This window comes from Candidatus Villigracilis affinis, from assembly GCF_016705895.1.
Taxonomy (GTDB): domain Bacteria; phylum Chloroflexota; class Anaerolineae; order Anaerolineales; family Villigracilaceae; genus Villigracilis; species Villigracilis affinis.
The window spans coordinates 1-17,380 of sequence record NZ_JADJKT010000027.1 but is presented as its reverse complement, the minus strand read 5'-3'; the positions used below and the strand labels follow the sequence as shown (position 1 = coordinate 17,380).

Here is a 17,380-nt window from a genome sequence, read left to right as displayed (position 1 = left end):
ATAATGAGTTCACTGGCAAAACGGCTGGACAGTTTAACCATTGAAGGCACACTGTACGAATCGCTGGAAGGCGGCGATGTGCGTTGTTATGCCTGTGGACATCGATGTTTGATCCGCGAAGGCAAACGCGGAATTTGTCAGGTACGATTTAATAAGGGCGGAAAATTATTTGTGCCGCACGGATATGTGGCGGCATTGCAAAGCGACCCGATCGAAAAGAAACCTTTTTCACATGTGATGCCCGGTGCCCATGCACTTACCTTCGGCATGCTCGGCTGCGACTATCACTGCGGATACTGTCAAAACTGGCTGACTTCGCAAGCCATGCGTGACCCGGCTTCGGATGTTTCGGCGCAATTCATTAACGAGATATCCCCACAAAAAATTGTGGAGCATGCACGGCGCGCCAACGCTTCAGTAGTGGTCTCTTCATATAACGAGCCGCTTATTACCAGTGAATGGGCAGTTGATATTTTCAAAGCTGCCAAGGCAAACGGGCTGATGTGCGCCTATGTCTCCAATGGGAATAACACTCCCGAGGTGATGAAATACATCGCTCCGTATCTGGATGCATACAAGATCGACCTGAAATGCATGAGTGATAAAGGATATCGCAAACTTGGCGGCACATTGCAACATACCCTCGATGGAATCCAACGCGCGCGTGAAATGGGGTTGTGGGTCGAGGTGGTGACGCTGGTCATTCCGGGATTCAACGATTCAAATGAAGAGTTGTGGGAAGCGGCGCGTTTCCTCGCCGGGCTTTCCGTTGATATTCCCTGGCATGTGACCGCCTTCCACAAAGATTACAAAATGACCGAGCCAAACAACACAGATAGCAATACGCTTCTACGCGCCGCCGAGATCGGCCGCGAGGCAGGTTTGAGATACGTCTACGCGGGGAATTTGCCGGGCAATGTCGGGGAGTATGAAGATACCCATTGTCCGCAGTGCAATTATCGGCTTGTGAAAAGAAGCGGGTACGTCGTCCGCTCTTATGAGATCAGTGGGGATGGAAAATGCCCAAAATGCGGGGAAAAGATTGCCGGCATATGGCCGCAAGACCCTTCTACAGTAGGGTTGTATGGTGCGGGTCGCCCGTTTTCTGTCTTGTAAGTTACTTTTGTTGTATAATTTGCGCGTCAGGAGTATGTAATAGGAAATTGATTTCCTCTACTCCATAATCCACTTATTCTCTTAAGGAGGAGAAACGTGAAACGAAACCTTTCTGTTTTGCTTTCGCTTGTAGTGCTTGCGAGTTTGATGCTTGCGGCCTGCGGCGGCGGAGCGGCTACTGAAGCCCCCGCAACTGAAGCGCCTGCCACGGAAGCCCCTGCGGCAACCGAGGCGCCTGCTGCCACCGAAGCCCCTGCGGCTTACGAAGGCATGATGGTCGAATCCCCCGATTGTGATTACGGCGGCGAATTCAAGTCCATCGAAGCAGTTGACGAATTCACCGTCAAGGTCACCCTCTGCGTGCCCGATCCTGCTTTCCCATCCAAGATCGCCTTCACCTCATTCGCCATCCAGCCTGCTGAGTATCTCGAAGCCACTGGCGGCAATGGTGATTTGCTCGAGAAGCCCATCGGTACCGGTCCCTACATGGTTGAATCCTGGGAACGCGGCAACCAGTTGGTCTTCAAAGCCAACCCCAACTATTGGGGTGAATTCTCCGGCGCAGAAACCCTCGTCTTCAAGTGGGGTACTGAATCTGCCCAGCGCCTCCTGGAACTCCAGTCTGGCACCGTTGATGGCATCGACAATGTTGGTCCCGATGATTTCGCCGTAGTCGAGGGTGATTCCAACCTCGCGCTGTTCAATCGCCCGGCCCTCAACATCATGTACATCGGCTTCAACAACAATCCCCAGGTTGAAGGCTTCGACAACACTACAAACCCATTGGCCAACGAGAAAGTACGCCAGGCCATCGCCATGGGCATCGACCGCAACCGTATCGTAGATAATTTCTACCCTGCTGGTTCTGAAGTTGCCTCTCACTTCACCCCCTGCTCCATCCCGAATGGCTGCGTGGGTGATGAGTGGTACGGATTCGATGCCGCTGCCGCCAAGGCCCTTTTGGCCGAAGCTGGCTACCCGGATGGTTTCGAAACCGTCTTGAACTATCGTGACGTTGTCCGCGGTTACCTGCCTGACCCGAACGTTGTGGCTCAGGACCTTCAGGCTCAGTTGAAAGAAAACCTAAACATCACCCTCAACATCGAAGTGATGGAATCTGGTGCCTTCCTCGCCGCGGCTGACGCTGGTCAGCTGCAAGGCCTGTACATGCTGGGCTGGGGTGCTGACTATCCTGACCAGACCAACTTCCTTGGCTACCACTTCGGCGCTGGCGCTTCCAAGCAGTTCGGCGACAAGTTCGAAGATATCACCTCTGCGTTGGATAGCGGTGCCCAGCTCGCTTCTGATGCTGAACGCGCTCCGTTCTACGAAGCCGCCAACAACGCCATTCGCACCCACGTGCCGATGATCCCTGTTGCCCACGGTGGTTCCGCTTTGGCCTTCAAGGCCTCTGTTGAAGGCGCTTTCGCCAGCCCACTTGGCAACGAAGAATTCTCTGTCATGAACAATGGCACCGATACCTTCGTATGGATGCAGAATGCTGAACCGATCTCGCTTTACTGCGCTGATGAAACCGATGGTGAATCACTCCGCGCCTGTGAACAGGTCACCCAGTCGCTGCTTGCTTACGAAACCGGCGGCACCGCTGTTGAACCTGCTTTGGCTGAGTCCTACGATGTCAATGCCGACCTGACCGAGTGGACCTTCCACCTGCGCCAGGGCGTCATGTTCCACGATGGTTCCTCCCTCGATGCGAACGATGTTGTGGCCTCCCTCTCTGTTCAGTGGGATGCAGCCAATCCGCTGCACACCGGCAACACCGGTGCATTCTCCTACTGGAGCGGCCTCTTCGGATCCTTCCTGAACGCTCCCCCCGCTCAATAATTAGAACCTAGGTAAGTCTATTAGACCCCCGGCAGAAATGTCGGGGGTCTCCCAAAATTATCATGGTCACTTATATTCTTCGACGTCTTGTTCTCAGCATTCCGGTATTATTTGGCATTTTGTTCGCCACATTTGCATTGGCGCGCCTCATCCCTGGCGACCCATGTCGTGCAATGTTGGGAGAGAAAGCCACCAAAGTGGTCTGTGATGAATTCAATCACCGCCACGGCCTGGACAGGCCGATACCGATCCAGTTCGGGGTTTATATCAACGAAATTGCCCACGGTGATTTTGGAAATTCCTTCCGATATTCCAAACCTATTACCGAATTGTTGATAGAACGCCTGCCGATCACCTTTGAATTAAGTCTTGCGGCACTGTTATTCAGCGTCCTTGTCGGCATTCCGTTGGGTGTGATTGCGGCGGTTCGCCACAACTCTTGGGTGGATGTGGTAACCATGTTATGGGCCAATGTCGGCGTATCCATGCCGGTTTTTTGGCTGGGATTGATGCTCGCCTACATTTTCTCGCTCACTTTGAAGGGCACTATCTTTCAATTACCGCCCTCGGGGCGCTTAAGCGCAGGATTGATCACGGTCCCGTTCTATGAAATATGGGGGATGCAGGTCACTGAAGGCACTTTTTCCTACACACTTGCGGACTTTATCAGCCGCATGAACGTTTTCAACTCCATACTTTCTGCTAATTGGGAAGTTCTGAAAGACGCAGTCACGCACTTGATCCTCCCGGCTTTGCGCTGAGCACGATCCCCATGGCACTCATTGCCCGTATGACTCGCTCTGCCATGCTCGAAGTGCTCGGACAGGACTACATCCGCACAGCACGTGCAAAAGGCCTGTCGAGGCGTTCAGTGGTCTTAAAGCATGCCTTCCGCAACGCTTTGCTGCCACTGGCCACGGTCATCGGTCTGTCGCTCGGTGGTTTGCTGGGCGGCGCAGTGCTGACCGAAACCGTTTTCAATTTATCCGGCGTCGGCCGCATCCTTTACGATGGAATCACAGCTCGTGATTACGGCATCGTACAGGGATTTACCGTCGTTATTGCAATTTTCTTCGTTGTTTTGAATTTGATCGTGGATGTTTCGTATGCATATCTCGATCCCCGCATTCGCCTGGATTAGGAACTGACCATGACAACCCAAACCGTTTCCCCTAAAAAACTGGACGCTGAAGCACTCTCACTTGACTCGGTCAGTCTCTGGCAGATCACCCGCCGCAGATTGCTGCGTCGCAAGTCATCTGTTGTAGGCATGGTTATTCTCGCGATCCTGATCCTGATTGCGCTAACTGCGCAGTGGCTGGCCCCGTACAGCCCGACCCTTTCCATGCTGGATGCTGATCCGCCACAGAAGGTTGAAAAACGTTCCTCCCCGTGTATTTATGCTCTGGGCTGTCCCAAAGACCAGCCGCAACACATCATGGGCACGGACGGTAACCTGCGAGATGAATTCAGCCGCATGCTTTATGGCGCCCGTTTGAGCCTGATGATCGGTTTCTCCACAGTGACATTTGCGATCATCATCGGAACCGTTCTCGGCGCGCTGGGCGGCTACTTTGGCGGCTGGATCGATAACGTCATTATGCGCGTGATGGATGTGCTGCTGGCATTCCCATCGCTGTTGCTTGCCATTGCAATCGTAACCGTGATCGGTCCGGGCTTGATCAATGCCCTGCTCGCCATCGGCATTGTATCCATCCCTGCTTATGCGCGTGTTGTACGCGGAAGTGTACTCTCCGTCCGTGAAATGGACTATGTCTCAGCCACGCGCGCGCTTGGCGGGAACACCTTTGAAATCCTTTTCAAGCGGATTTTGCCGAACGCATTGACCCCGTTGATCGTGCAAGGCACATTGGGAATCGCCTCCGCGATTTTGGATGCCGCCGCTCTCTCCTTCCTCGGGCTTGGTGCTCAGCCCCCCACACCTGAATGGGGCTCCATGCTTGGAGCGGAACGTAATCAGGTATTTACCGCTCCGCACCTCGTGTTTTATCCTGGTCTGGCAATCATGTTGACCGTACTGGCCTTCAATCTGTTGGGCGATGGCCTGCGCGACGCACTTGACCCAAGATTGGCTCACACAAGCTAACAATACAGTTGAAAATTAAAACGCGGCCAGCATTTGGCCGCGTTTTTTGTTAATGGCAAAAGCCCTAAAACATTCCCCAAATTCCCAAAGCGCCGAAAATGAGGCACACCGCACTTGCCCCTAAAATGATCTCGCGCATCTCGCGCTGATCCTGCAAGCGAAGGTCCGGGGCCATTCCGGTCACCATCCAAAACGGGCCAGCGAACCAGGTGAAGATCGCACCGCCGAGAAGTCCGCCTACATGTCCCCAGTTATCGATTCCCGGCGTCAGGCCTATGAACAGATTCACTGCAATAATGAACACCGCATTGCTGATCGCCCGACGGGCCTGGCCGCCAAACAATTTACGGTTTTGGTAAAAGAAGATCACCTCGGCGGCGATCAATCCAAACACCGCAGTGGAGGCACCAACCGAATATCCGTTTTCACCGGTCAGCAAAAAGGAAAACACATTTCCCGCAAACGCTCCAAGGAAATACAACAAAGCAAACCTGCCGTGTCCAAAATGACGTTCCAAAAACGATCCAATGGACAGCAGTGCATACATATTAAAAAAAATGTGGGGTAATGAGCCGTGCAAAAATACAGGGGTGATAAAACGCCATAATTCGCCCATGCGGATCGCCTCATTAAACCTTGCTCCATACACTTCGAGCCAGTCAATTTGGTAAACCGCATATCCAAAAATGGCTACGCTCAACATTTGCAAAATATAAACGAACACAGTAAATCCGAGGATGACATACGTCACTGTTGGTGGGATTAAAGGCAAACGCACACTTACTGCCTGAGGTTGAGAATCAGGCACATCGGTCGGAGGCGATGCGGGGTTTTCGATCATAAAGTCACCTTGCGTTGTTGCACGCGTAAATGTTCGGCGGAGATCACAGCCCGCACCTTATCCACAGTATCATCCAGATGAAAATCTTCATTGACGATCACGTAATCAAAAGATCCAATACGCTGGAGTTCCTTGCGCGCCGTCGCAATGCGTAGGGAAAGTGAATCCGCTGTCTCGGTCTTTCGCTCCCGCAGGCGCCGTTCGAGTTCATCTTCGCCTTCGCAGGTGATAAAGATCAGCAATGCCTCGGGTGCAAGCTTCCGCACCGATTCGGCGCCCTGCACATCGATGCGCATTACCACGTCCTGTCCGCTGGCAAGTGCTTCGCGAACCTCCCATTTGGGAATGCCCTTGTAATCGCCATACACGATCGCATATTCGATCAATTCGTTCTCATCGATCATGCGCGCAAATTCATCCTTCGAAACAAACCAGTAGTCCTTGCCGTTCGTTTCGTTTTCACGTTTGTCGCGTGTTGTGGCTGTGACCACAAAATGAAATGGAAAGCCGCGCTCTTTCATGCGCTGCACGATGGAATCCTTGCCAACACCGGACGGGCGGAGATGACAATTAAAGTGGATTGGGTTTGCGGAGTTCGAAGGAAGTAGGCATGGGGGTATTGTACCAAAGAGACACCCGCCTCCCATCGGACCTTTGGCCTGATTCACAGTAAAATATATTCATGCCCACTTATGATTTTATCTGCAACAAATGCGAAGAACGTTTCGAAGTATTCCTAACCTTCAGCGAGTACGGGAAAAAAACCGTCCACTGCATACACTGCAACAGCGAAAACGTCCGCCGCCGTATAACGAAGGTGCGGATCGCCAAATCGGAGTCAAGCCGAATCGAGACCGCCACCGACGGACTGGCAGGCATGGAAGATGTCGGCGATGACCCCAAAGCCCTTGCACGTATGATGAAAAAAATGGGCAATGACATGGGTGAGGACATTCCAAACGAATTCAACGAAGTGGTGGATAGGCTGGAGGCGGGCCAGACCCCGGAAGAGATCGAATCTGCCCTGCCAGACCTTGGCGATCCAAGCAGCGAATAACAAGATGCCCTGTGAAAAATTCAACAGGGCATCTTTATTTTCATAAAACCAGTTGACAAAACCCAAATCCTTCGCTAAAATCTAATTAGATAGTTATCTAATTAGATTTACGGATGTAAAATATGGAAACCAACCCTGAAATGCTCGATTTTGTAAAAGCCATGTCCAACCCAAATCGGCTGAGAATCATCGGCCTGCTTTCGCAAACCTCACTTTCCCGCACAGAGATCGCATCTCGACTCGACCTCTCCCCCAAGGAAGCACTGAACCACCTCGCCTACCTTGAACACGTCGGTGCGATTCTGCAAAGCGGAGAATCCTACACCTTGAACGATGACAAGCTGGCAACCATGGCGCGCGATAAACTCGCGCAGGAAGTTCCATCCTTTAAAATTCCATCGGATTTTGACGATAAATCCAGGAAGTTGCTCAAGGCCTTTTTGACCCGCGATGGCGGCATCAGGCTGATCCCGCCCCAGCCAAATTTGCAAGTAGTGTTGAAGTACCTTGTCCAATTCTTTGAGTTCGATGCGAACTATACAGAGAAAGAAGTCAACACCATTATCAGACGTTTCAACGAAGATACAGCAAGCCTGCGCCGTGAACTGGTGGAAGCCGGTATGCTCGCCCGTAAAAGCGACGGTTCAAGATATTGGAGGGTGAAGTAAGTCTGAATTCATTTCGACTTACTCTGGAGAAAACCATGAGCGAAGAACTTGTCACCTTCTTCAAAGCCCTTGCCGATGCAAACCGCCTGAAGATTGTCGGCTTGTTGGCGCAGAAGCCCTACAGCGTGGAGGAACTCGCCGCCCTGTTGGAGATCAAACCATCTACGGTGTCGCATCACCTCGCCAAACTGGCACAGGTCGGCCTTGTCAGCGCAAAAGCGGATAGCTACTACAACGTCTATCAACTCGATGAAAAAGCGCTGGAAAACAAATCCAAAAGCCTGTTCTCACAGGAAAATCTCGCCGCTTCCGTCGCAAGCGTTGACGCCGATGCCTACGATAACAAAGTGGTCAAAGACTATGTCCGCAAAGACGGCAGTCTCAAGACCATCCCTGCCCAAAAGAAAAAGCTGGATGCCATCCTCCGTTACGTGGTCAAGGCTTTTGAATTAGATAAACGCTACAGTGAGAAAAAAGTGAACGAGATCCTCGTCCAATATCATGAAGACACGGCCAGCCTCAGGCGTGAACTCGTCGGCGCTGGTTTGATGAAACGCGAAGGCGGGGGAGGGGAATACTGGCGGGTTTAATTTCGGGAAACCCATTTCCCGAATTGAAGCGAGACAAGAATCAGTACGATAGCAGCAAATGGCGCAATCGCCAGCAAAACACAGAAAACGCCCCACGACATCGTCCCCACCTGCATGGCACGCTGAAAAAGGTAAACGGAAAAAGGGATATTCAAAAACAAAGCGGTAACAACACCGGGGTTGTATTTCTGAAAACGAAGAGAAGCAACAAGGTGCGGCACAATCGCATTCACCAACATAATCATCTGAATTTCAAGAACAGCCCATACACCGATGGGCTGTTTTGTTGTAGTAAGTCCAAAGTATGTAACGGCAAAACCTGCCGCGGTCAGCAAGGTCACAGCCCAAACGAATTGCTGTGTGGATACCGCAGGATGGATCGGTAACGGCAACTCCTTCGACCATTTCTCCATGAAAGGCGCTTCTTCAAAGTTGTGAATTGCCAGAAGAAAGGGCACAAACCAAAGCAATCGGGCAAACGAAATTTCATCCAGCGGATTCATGCTTGCGCGCGTTCAAGTGAATATTCTGACTCGCCGAAATTGGCAGGTTCAATGGAGCCGAATCCAATTTCATCACCTTGCTGTTGGCGAAGAAGCCGAAATCAAATTCAGTGGCATCCCCTGCCCGTTTACCGGGAACAGGCATCAGCCGCGCAGTGAGCGGCTTGTCCAATCGCAGCGCCAGCGCACACAGATCGAGCAACAGCGGCGACATTTCATCCGCCGTCACATCCCCGGGCAGCGGCACCGTATCGAGCCCCGTGCCGCACACCGCCGAGTAAAGCAGCGCATCTTTGATCGTCAGTGTGCCTTCCGCAGCGCGGCGGGCCAGCACGGAATCCTCCAGCACAGGCTGCATGAATCCGCTGAAACCCGTGTGCGGAAAATCTGCTCGTTCGATGGCTTCCGTGAGAATCGCTGCCGCCGCAAGTGAACCATGCAAACCAATTTTCGGCACGCCCATTTTTTCAACCGCATTGCCCAGCGAATGCGCGTCATCGGGAAACGGCGCAAGCGAAAAATCAATTCCGAGAAAACGAGTGCTCGAAAGTTCAGATTTCGCGATTCGGGCGATGGCCTGACCGTGCCTTTGAATCTCCGCAATAAGAGCGCTTCGCCCTTCGCCGAAATCTGATTGCCCCGCAAAAGCATCCACCGCCACATCGGCAGACTCCACCGCAATTGCGAACGCAGGCACGTCCGCATCGTGATACGCCGCAGGGAAAAACGGCGCCCCCGCGCGGACATTTGCCAGTGCGGCAAACCGCAAATTGGCAAATCCATTCGCCTCGATCGTCGCTGACCGTTGAATCACATCCGCACAGGCTTTGACTGCCTGCATCGAAATGCCGTTTTTCCGATCTGCCATCACGCCGCTGAAAAAGATATTTTCAGAAGCGGCGATTGCATCGGGGATCACAGCATAACTTTCAGGGAATTCGATCAATGCCGGGCCAAGCGAAGCATAAGCGATTCCAATTTGCGGCAGAAGATTGGCCAAGTTCTGCGCGATGACAGGCAATTCTCCTACCCTGCCATTCAGCAGATTCGGAAATGGCGTCGTCGCCAATCGCGTAGTCTGCACTTCATAGCCGCCCGCCTCGAAAGCAGATTTCGCCTTTGATAAAAAATCTCCTGCACTGCGCAGGATTTTTTCATCAAATGGATTTTGGGGATTGCAAAAATAAGTAATGGATCGAATTTTCATAGTCTCTCTGTTTTCCTCTGCCGTACCACCTCAAACATCAACACACTCCCTGCCACGCCGGCATTCAACGACTCCATCATCCCGGACATGGGAACACTAATTCGCTGGGTTGCCAGCTTTCTTGCGGCCTCGCTTGCGCCTTCGGCTTCACTACCGATGATCAATGCCAATGGCTGACGCAGGTCTGTTTCCCAGCATGAACTACCGCCCATGTCTGCGATCAACATCTGCAAACCCGAGGACTTCACAACCTGTTCAATTTCTTCCCAACTTTTAGAAACGATCGGCAGCCTGAAATGCGCCCCCATCCCCGAGCGGAGCACCTTCGGCGCAAATGCATCGGTCGTATCAGGTGGGATCAACACAGCCTGCACGCCCGCCGCAGCTGCGGTCCGCAAAAGGGTGCCAAGATTCCCCGGGTCACGGACCTGATCTGGAATGAGGATGAAATTCGGATTGTTTGGAATCGGCAGTTCAGATAAAGCAAGGACAGCCAGAATACCCTGCGGTGTTTCGGTTTCACTCAGAGATTTCATCACGCTGGCCGAAACCTCTTCCACATCCACTCCGCGTGATTTCAAGTTCTCAACCTGAACCCTGCCCCGCTCGTTTAACGTCTCATCATACAAGGCAAATTGAAATCCCCAATTACTATTTGCCGCCTCTTCCACCAGACGCACCCCTTCCACCACAAATGCGCCTGCATCGCGGCGTTCGCGGGCACGTCCCTGCAAGGCGCGGACAAATTTTATTCTGGGATTATGGTTGGATGTGATCATTGAAAAAATTATGAAAAGAGTTCGTCAATCCCGTCAATCCAATCAGCAAGTGTCGTTTTATTATTCTTTGATATATATTTCTGCCAGACCTTCACAAACACCTGCAAGCTTGATACATCGAACAAAACGATCCTGATTTGTCGAATGCCTGATTCTTGAACTTTAGCAAAATATTGATCAACTGAACTAAGAATGATTCCTGCCGCGCGATCTTTAGGAAACCCAAATATTCCAGTTGAAATGGCGGGCATGGATATGGATGAACACTTCAATTCATCTGCCACTCTTAATGAACCTGTCACTGCAGCAGATAATTTTTTATCCTCGTCGCCATCCCCCCAGACCGGGCCTACGGCGTGGATCACGTATTTCGCAGGCAGTGCCCCGCCCAAGGTCCAGGCTGGATGCGCGTGCGAAACGAGTCCGTGCTGCTTGATCCACTTGTCGCTTTCCTGCTGAATCACTTCCCCGCCGCGCCGCACGATCGCCCACGCCACGCCACCACCATGTGCAAGATGTTCATTCGCGGCATTAACAATGGCATCCACAGCTTCGAGCGTGATATCACCCTGAACGATCTGCAGGGTCTGGCCGGTGGGAAGTGTGCGCTCGATTAAAACGGTGTTCATGCAGATATTTTACCCCCGTTAAACATTGTAGGGACACAGCGCTGCTGTGTCCCTACATATAAAATTTACTTTGTTTTCGCTACAACAGATGCGAAGGCTTGCGGGTTGCGTACTGCGATGTCGGCCAGCATCTTGCGATTGAGTTCAATGTTCGCCTTCTTGAGTGCTGAAACCAACTTGCTGTATGTGGTTCCGTTCAAGCGGGCCGCGGCGTTGATACGGGCGATCCACAACTTGCGAAGATCGCGTTTGCGCACGCGGCGATCACGGGTGGCGTACCAAAGGCTCTTGAGCATGGCCTCGTTCGCACGCTTGAATAATGTGCTCTTCGAGCCACGCTGGCCCTTTGTGATCTTCAAAACTTTCTTGTGACGTAGATGCCCTTGCGGGCCTCCTTTTACGCGCATGTTACTTTTACCTCCTGCAAACTCGCGGGCGTCGGTGGGTTACACCAGTTGCATACACCCGAAAGCCGCAAATAAAAATTGACGACGACCCGGAATATTGATTATTCCATGTGAGGGGCAAGGCGTTTGATGCGCTTGATGAACTTGCGGCCTTTAACGACCACCATCTCGCTCAATAACGCCTTGGTGCGATCCGAAGTACGGCGGCGTAAATGGCTCTTACCGCCTTTGGTGCGCACAAGTATGCCGGAACCAGTCAAGCGAAATCTTTTAGATGTCGCTTTGTGGGTCTTCAGCTTGATTTTTCCAGACTGTTTTGCTTTGCGAGGCATTGCTGGGATACTCCTTTCAGACAAAATAAACCGCGGGACATTTTATCACGCCCGCGGACGATCAACATCTTAGGGGGACTTACAAGTCTCAGGCTTCCGCTTCTGTCTTGACTTCGGCCTGTTCGCTCTTTTCTTTTTTCTTCACGGCGCCTTTAGCGGGAGCCAAAACCACGAGCATCGTACGGCCTTCCATTTGCGGTGGAACCTCAACGACAGCCACGTCAACGAGGTCTTGAACGATCTCCCGCAAATCTTCGAGTGCGATCTCAGGATAATCCATTTCGCGGCCACGGAACTTGACGGTGACCCTCACCTTATGGCCTTGTCCAAGCCAGCGGCGGGCATCGTCCACTTTGAAGCCACGATGGGCTCCATTGGTCTTCGGGCGCAAACGAATTTCCTTAACCTCGATCTTGGTCTGAGATTTCTTTGCCTCACGTTCCTTCTTTGCCTTTTCGTAAATGAACTTTCCAAAATCCATTACGCGGCAAACAGGCGGTGTGGCACCGGGCGAGACCTCAACAAGGTCCATCTCGGCATCGCGGGCAATCTGCAAAGCCTGGCGAATCGGCACAACACCGACATTGCCGCCATCCGGCCCGATCAGGCGAACTTCCGCGACGCGGATGCCTTCGTTCACTCGAAATTCATTAGTACTGATATGCTACTCCTCATGATTCATCAAACAAATCCAGCCTTCTTGCGGCTGGTTTTTAGCGGGCGAATAATACCATGAAGATATACGAGTCGTCAATAAAATGTGCTGCCTTTATCGGAAACGCTTTCTTCATTAAGGGTTCCCGGTGAGTATTCTGCCTGCCAGCAAACTCTCGAGGGTCTCCTGGGCGAGGCGGAGTTTTCCCGGGGTGAGTAGGCTTGGGTCCACATCCGCAATTCCCAGCGGGGATTGAACGTTGATTCCTCCCTGCCCGGCGATCAAACTCGGCCAGGCGGTCTGAATCGCCTTGATGGTATCCGGACGAATGGTCATCACCCAGCCGCCAGGGCGTGTTTCGGGCATGGATGTGCCGATCAGCATCACGCCCTGTGTGCCGATGTAGGAGAGCAGGTCGGCATTTGCCAGAGTCGGGTAGATGTAGAGCGCGTAAACCTTTCGGTCATTGATGAGCACGTTTGCGTAGCCGCCATAGCGGGCAGGGTCTTCATCGGGAGGAACTTCGACATAAGTTGGATAGACAATCTCGGAAATATAAAATGTTTTACACAAACCGCAGTAGTAGGCCATGCCATTCTTGAAAGCAACTGCGGCACGCTGCGCATCGAGATCACCCTGCGGGATCACCATGCCAATGTGATATTCATCCGAGAGCATTGCACCAACATAGCCCGCCATGAAGGCTGGCAACTCCACCTGCGAATCCCCGGCGAGGACACTTAGATTGCCGCCTGCCGCAAGGTCGGGAATGTTTACTGCCAAAAACTGTACGTCCGGAGCAGAGGGAGCAAGGGTGGCAACTCCGGGGTCGGGCGGCAACGCGATGACCACTTTCAAGGTCGGGTCGGCAAGGTCAACGGGAGTAAGAGTGTTACGCACCTGAAAACGGAAACCAGATTGCTGCGCAAGATCGTAGACAGTTTTTTGATACAGGTCAGATGTAGTCTTATCCATGTCTGCGGGCAAAACCAGAATCGCCAGCGGTGTGGATGGAGTTGGAATCATTGTAGCCGTTGGCACCGGTGTGTGAGTCGGCACGGCTGTGGGGCCGGCAATCTCTGTTGCAGAACCTCCACAAGCGCTCAATATCACAACAATGAGGATCATAAAGAAGAAATTTTTAACACGCACGGGGTAACTCCAGAAATTAAGAATGCACGAATTATACTGGTTTATTTTATGAAAACAGGCTGGCAGAAACAGGCTTAAATGCAAAGAGACACGCATTTCAGCGCGTCTCTTTTTTCAAAATTGATCGATCTAATTGAGGGAAATGTTGATCTTCTTCGGTCGGGCAGTTTCAGCCTTTGGCAGGTTCAGGGTCAACACCCCATCGGCGATCTTCGCCTCGACCTTATCAGCTTCCACCTCTGTGGGTAATCGCAGTGCGCGACGGAAGGAACCGCTAGGAAGTTCATTCAGCAGGTATTCACCGTCTGCATCCTGATAACTCCCTTCGATGCTCACCACATTTTCGAGAATCTGAATGTTCAGGTCTTCCGCCTTCAGGCCGGGGACGAGCGCCGAAAGCACATAGGCATCGTCCTGCTCACGGATATTTACGCCAAGCGCACGCTGTTGGGGCTGTTCAGCCAGGCGGCGGGCCATACGACGGAATTGGTGGGGTTGAATATAGAATGTCATTTTTTATATCTCCTTTTACGAAACATTGAATTAGACTGATTTTAGCGACGGCATATAAAAAAAATATCGGTGAATGGTAGAAATTGTGTTAGAAATAAGTGAACTTTTTGTTTACGGAAATCGTCCTTAAAATAAATGGAGACAGCCTTGAAAATACAATTCGCCCTATTCATTACGTGCAGCCTTCTATTTCTTGCGGGGTGCCAATCCATGGCAAGCCCCGCAGAAAATACGGAAATACCCGCAACAGATTTCACACCAATCCCCACACTTGATCAGGAGGAAGGTATCGACATGTCTGACGAATCTCCAACTGTAAGTCCGCAAGCTCAAATAATGGTAAATCTGGCAAAGGAAAGCCTTGCACGAAAATTCAAGATCAGCGAAGACAAAATCCACCTCTTCTCAGTGGAACCCATGGTCTGGCTGGATGCCGGTCTGGGATGTCCGCAGGCAGGTATCGTTTATGCCGAGGTGGAAACCTGGCTTTCAAATCCTATTTGAAGCGGATGGAAAATCGTTCTCTTATCATACCGATAACGAAAAAACAGTTGTGTTGTGCCGCATCCACCCCCCAGATGAAATATTCCCCCCGCCCTCATAAAAAACTTCTGCCGCAGGATGTCTGCGGCAGAAGCATATCTAAAACTTCTTATCTTATATCAAGCAGAATTAAGGCGCTTTCACCTGTATCTGCATGAAGCCCAAGGCATTGACACCCTGAACGCGGATCTGGGTACCGGTCTGCGGGTTCATCACGCCAGCTAGCGGGGTGAGCCAATTCCAGTACTGAAGGTTGTCATTGAATATACGGACACCGGGCTGGCTTGGGATCGGGGATTCCACACCATTAACATGGAGGATGAAGCCATCTGTCCTGTTGGGGGTAAATGTGGAGTCGTAGGCGAACACGGGCAGTCCAGGGATTTCCACCGGGCGCATCAAAGCAGCCGGGTGTGAGTCGATCGGCGGATCAAACCGCCGCCTGGGTGTTCACTGGTATTATTATCATTGTAGGACGGATCCCAATAGCTGATCAACAAAACCATCCTGATATGGATAGTGTTCAACCCAATCAGGCGCCGAATCCAGGAAGCCGAAGTTGTGGGGACCAGTCTAAGACCAGCATCATAGGTTGATATTGGCGGTACTCTCCAACATAGGCATTGAAGTAGTAATTGGTTTCAGTGCCGGTGGTGATGCTGAATCCGTTAAAGGTCCAGCCAACAATACCTTCGGCATCGTCAAGAGGCTGTCCACTAATGGCGACATCATCGACCATGAAGCCGAGTTCGGCAACCGCGCCATCGGACCAATAGTTAAATCCAATGTTCACAGTCTGACCGGCGTAGTCGGAAAGGTCGGCAGTCAGGGTTACCCAATTTCCACCGCTATCACCAGTGATACCCTCGCCAAAATTCTGTCCATTCGGATTGTCATCTGTGGAGAGGTTTCTGGCAACGGGGGCGCCGTTCACGGTGAGGTAGGCATAATCCCAATCAAGTTCGATCTGATAGTTGACCTGGGCACTGAGGGATACAGATCCACCCGGCAATGTAACACTGCGAGTCATACTGTTATCCAGATTATCACCTGAACCAGAATTATTAGAAGTAAACGCCCGAGTATGGAGGAGCCAACTGAACGGTTACTTCCTTATCAGGCAATACAACAAAAAAGACCTTGGGGATGTTGGGTTGGTCGTTTCTGCCGGTCCGAGGACAATGGAGCTCTTCTTGCCTTCTTCGGCTATTGTAAAGTCGAGCCAGCCGAGTTGGAACTTCTCCCAGGCATTGAAATCCTGGGGTTGGAACCAATATCAGTCGTGCCATCACCAAAGGTAGGAACCACTGGACACGGTCGTCCAGGAAGCCGGGTGGAGTTGGCGCCGCCCGCTGTATCACATTCATCAGGCAAGCCAAGATCGTGAGCATATTCGTGAGCAAATACACCCAAACCGCCATTTTCCGGGTTGAATGGTGTAGTCACCAACCCATACCCAGCTGCGTTCGGGCCGCCTCGTTGCCGGAAGCGCCAAGCCGCCGAATTCCATTCCGCCTTGTTCAGCACCGGGAGGACCCCAAACGTCAAATACCCTGATAAGAGGTATACCAACGATGTGACCAGATGGCCTGTTCGCCCTGGGCGCCGCCGCCAGTTTCTTCGCCTACACCAGCATGGACAATTTGGAAATGATCGATATAGCCATCGGCTTCATCAAAATTGCCATCGCCGTCAATATCATAACGATCCCATCCATCGAATGTTGCAAGATAATCATAGATCTCTTGAATTGACATACCAGCTGCTTTTGATCAGCAACCCACTGATTGATGGCGTCGCGGATCAAATACCGGACTGTGGAGCATTGGTGGCTCCCAAAGGTTTGAACCATAACGGCCTCGTTATAAGGCACTTTCACCCAGTCAATGACATCGCCGTTGATCGTGTAGCGGCCTGAAGACTGTTTGGCATAGTAATCAACCATCTGGTTGAAGTACATGTCTTCGAAATGTTCTTTGTTGAAATCGGCCTGCCAAATGGTTGTATTATCGACTGCGCGGTTGGGTTCTGCAATCTCATTATGCAGAGGACCAGGTTCACCGCCATAAGTCGGATGAATACCCTCGCCAAATTCGGCAATAATTACAAAGACACGATCATTCTTTTCCAAAGCAAGTTCGGCAAATTGTCCACGCGCTACTTCGTGGGTTTTCCTGGGTCTTGCCTTGAATTTGGGCTTCCATCGCTTTGGCTTTCAAGCAGCCTGCGCATCCCCTTGGGATGGGACAGATTATCATCGCCCTTGCCTGCAAAAATAGGGCCGTCAGTCTTCAAACGCGGGTGCTGCACCAGCCGCAGGCACCAAGCTCATCACAAGCAGTGCCAAAATCAAAATCGAACTGAACCATTTTGCTTTCATAAATCATTCTCCTCACGAAAATTAGATGTGATCTTACTTGCAAACAGGTACTTTCA

Annotated in this window: 23 protein-coding genes and 1 pseudogene; 8 read left to right on the top strand and 16 right to left on the bottom strand. The window is 51.6% G+C overall.

The annotated features are described in order from the left end of the window. The first annotated feature begins 3 nt into the window (after positions 1-3). The 4 genes and pseudogenes from amrS (at position 4) to IPI86_RS12500 (ending at position 5,068) form a co-directional block, all read left to right on the top strand. Positions 4-1,116, top strand: a complete 1,113-nt coding sequence (gene amrS, locus IPI86_RS12515) for an AmmeMemoRadiSam system radical SAM enzyme (RefSeq protein WP_345298345.1) — start codon at positions 4-6, stop codon at positions 1,114-1,116. A gap of 96 nt (positions 1,117-1,212) precedes the next feature. Continuing rightward, the gene (locus IPI86_RS12510; RefSeq protein ID WP_345298344.1) at positions 1,213-2,961 is read left to right on the top strand and encodes an ABC transporter substrate-binding protein; all 1,749 of its coding nucleotides are present in this window, start codon (positions 1,213-1,215) and stop codon (positions 2,959-2,961) included. A 62-nt stretch (positions 2,962-3,023) separates the two neighbouring features. After that, positions 3,024-4,102, top strand: a pseudogene (locus tag IPI86_RS12505) (ABC transporter permease). Positions 4,103-4,111: 9 nt separating this feature from the next. Further along, positions 4,112-5,068 (top strand): ABC transporter permease, encoded by a 957-nt coding sequence (locus IPI86_RS12500; RefSeq protein ID WP_345298343.1) that lies wholly within the window; start codon positions 4,112-4,114, stop codon positions 5,066-5,068. Between the two features lie 64 nt (positions 5,069-5,132). Here the strand turns inward: IPI86_RS12500 and IPI86_RS12495 are convergent, their stop codons facing one another. Beyond that, complete coding sequence (locus IPI86_RS12495; RefSeq protein ID WP_345298342.1) at positions 5,133-5,909, bottom strand: rhomboid family intramembrane serine protease; 777 nt, start codon at positions 5,907-5,909, stop codon at positions 5,133-5,135. Then, positions 5,906-6,430: a guanylate kinase gene (gene gmk, locus IPI86_RS12490; RefSeq protein WP_345298487.1), complete on the bottom strand. Its 525-nt coding sequence runs from the start codon at positions 6,428-6,430 to the stop codon at positions 5,906-5,908. Before gmk ends, IPI86_RS12495 begins: the two co-directional genes overlap by 4 nt. Positions 6,431-6,591: 161 nt before the next feature. On the opposite strand from gmk, the gene IPI86_RS12485 reads away from it, so the two are divergent. The 3 genes from IPI86_RS12485 (at position 6,592) to IPI86_RS12475 (ending at position 8,224) form a co-directional block, all read left to right on the top strand. After that, entirely contained in the window at positions 6,592-6,966 is a 375-nt protein-coding gene (locus IPI86_RS12485) for a zinc ribbon domain-containing protein (RefSeq protein WP_345298341.1), read from the top strand. A 122-nt stretch (positions 6,967-7,088) separates the two neighbouring features. Beyond that, a complete protein-coding gene (locus IPI86_RS12480; RefSeq protein WP_345298340.1) occupies positions 7,089-7,634 on the top strand; it encodes a DUF2087 domain-containing protein in 546 nt (181 codons plus the stop codon). 35 nt (positions 7,635-7,669) lie between these two features. Further along, a complete protein-coding gene (locus IPI86_RS12475) occupies positions 7,670-8,224 on the top strand; it encodes a metalloregulator ArsR/SmtB family transcription factor (RefSeq protein ID WP_345298339.1) in 555 nt (184 codons plus the stop codon). On the opposite strand, the gene IPI86_RS12470 is transcribed toward IPI86_RS12475, so the two are convergent. The 9 genes from IPI86_RS12470 to IPI86_RS12430 all read right to left on the bottom strand — a co-directional run bounded on the left by IPI86_RS12470 (position 8,221) and on the right by IPI86_RS12430 (position 14,401). Then, a complete protein-coding gene (locus tag IPI86_RS12470; protein WP_345298338.1) occupies positions 8,221-8,727 on the bottom strand; it encodes an HXXEE domain-containing protein in 507 nt (168 codons plus the stop codon). The genes IPI86_RS12475 and IPI86_RS12470 overlap by 4 nt on opposite strands. Further along, positions 8,711-9,934, bottom strand: coding sequence for a DUF711 family protein (locus IPI86_RS12465; RefSeq protein WP_345298337.1), 1,224 nt, complete (start codon positions 9,932-9,934; stop codon positions 8,711-8,713). Before IPI86_RS12465 ends, IPI86_RS12470 begins: the two co-directional genes overlap by 17 nt. Continuing rightward, complete coding sequence (locus tag IPI86_RS12460) at positions 9,931-10,713, bottom strand: RNA methyltransferase (protein ID WP_345298336.1); 783 nt, start codon at positions 10,711-10,713, stop codon at positions 9,931-9,933. Before IPI86_RS12460 ends, IPI86_RS12465 begins: the two co-directional genes overlap by 4 nt. Positions 10,714-10,721: 8 nt before the next feature. Next, positions 10,722-11,342: a macro domain-containing protein gene (locus IPI86_RS12455; RefSeq protein ID WP_345298335.1), complete on the bottom strand. Its 621-nt coding sequence runs from the start codon at positions 11,340-11,342 to the stop codon at positions 10,722-10,724. A gap of 65 nt (positions 11,343-11,407) precedes the next feature. Further along, a complete protein-coding gene (gene rplT / locus IPI86_RS12450; protein ID WP_345298334.1) occupies positions 11,408-11,749 on the bottom strand; it encodes a 50S ribosomal protein L20 in 342 nt (113 codons plus the stop codon). Between the two features lie 101 nt (positions 11,750-11,850). Beyond that, positions 11,851-12,081, bottom strand: coding sequence for a bL35 family ribosomal protein (locus tag IPI86_RS12445; RefSeq protein WP_345298333.1), 231 nt, complete (start codon positions 12,079-12,081; stop codon positions 11,851-11,853). A gap of 88 nt (positions 12,082-12,169) precedes the next feature. Then, a complete protein-coding gene (infC, locus tag IPI86_RS12440; protein ID WP_345298332.1) occupies positions 12,170-12,721 on the bottom strand; it encodes a translation initiation factor IF-3 in 552 nt (183 codons plus the stop codon). 150 nt (positions 12,722-12,871) lie between these two features. Next, the gene (locus tag IPI86_RS12435) at positions 12,872-13,888 is read right to left on the bottom strand and encodes a hypothetical protein (RefSeq protein WP_345298331.1); all 1,017 of its coding nucleotides are present in this window, start codon (positions 13,886-13,888) and stop codon (positions 12,872-12,874) included. 129 nt (positions 13,889-14,017) lie between these two features. Further along, the gene (locus IPI86_RS12430) at positions 14,018-14,401 is read right to left on the bottom strand and encodes an Hsp20/alpha crystallin family protein (RefSeq protein WP_345298330.1); all 384 of its coding nucleotides are present in this window, start codon (positions 14,399-14,401) and stop codon (positions 14,018-14,020) included. Between the two features lie 147 nt (positions 14,402-14,548). Here IPI86_RS12430 and IPI86_RS12425 point away from each other — a divergent pair, with 147 nt between their 5' ends. Next, on the top strand, positions 14,549-14,905 hold the full coding sequence (locus IPI86_RS12425) for a hypothetical protein (protein WP_345298329.1): 357 nt from the start codon (positions 14,549-14,551) through the stop codon (positions 14,903-14,905). Between the two features lie 168 nt (positions 14,906-15,073). Here the strand turns inward: IPI86_RS12425 and IPI86_RS12420 are convergent, their stop codons facing one another. From IPI86_RS12420 to IPI86_RS12400, 5 genes are all read right to left on the bottom strand, one after another. Continuing rightward, positions 15,074-15,334 carry a hypothetical protein gene (locus tag IPI86_RS12420; RefSeq protein WP_345298328.1) on the bottom strand — a complete coding sequence of 87 codons (261 nt, stop codon included), beginning with the start codon at positions 15,332-15,334 and terminating at the stop codon, positions 15,074-15,076. A 142-nt stretch (positions 15,335-15,476) separates the two neighbouring features. After that, positions 15,477-15,974: a hypothetical protein gene (locus IPI86_RS12415; RefSeq protein ID WP_345298327.1), complete on the bottom strand. Its 498-nt coding sequence runs from the start codon at positions 15,972-15,974 to the stop codon at positions 15,477-15,479. A 176-nt stretch (positions 15,975-16,150) separates the two neighbouring features. Further along, positions 16,151-16,390: an immune inhibitor A domain-containing protein gene (locus IPI86_RS12410; protein ID WP_345298326.1), complete on the bottom strand. Its 240-nt coding sequence runs from the start codon at positions 16,388-16,390 to the stop codon at positions 16,151-16,153. Positions 16,391-16,488: 98 nt separating this feature from the next. Further along, complete coding sequence (locus tag IPI86_RS12405) at positions 16,489-16,641, bottom strand: immune inhibitor A domain-containing protein (protein ID WP_345298486.1); 153 nt, start codon at positions 16,639-16,641, stop codon at positions 16,489-16,491. Next, entirely contained in the window at positions 16,569-17,075 is a 507-nt protein-coding gene (locus IPI86_RS12400) for an immune inhibitor A domain-containing protein (protein ID WP_345298325.1), read from the bottom strand. Before IPI86_RS12400 ends, IPI86_RS12405 begins: the two co-directional genes overlap by 73 nt. Positions 17,076-17,380 lie beyond the last annotated feature (305 nt).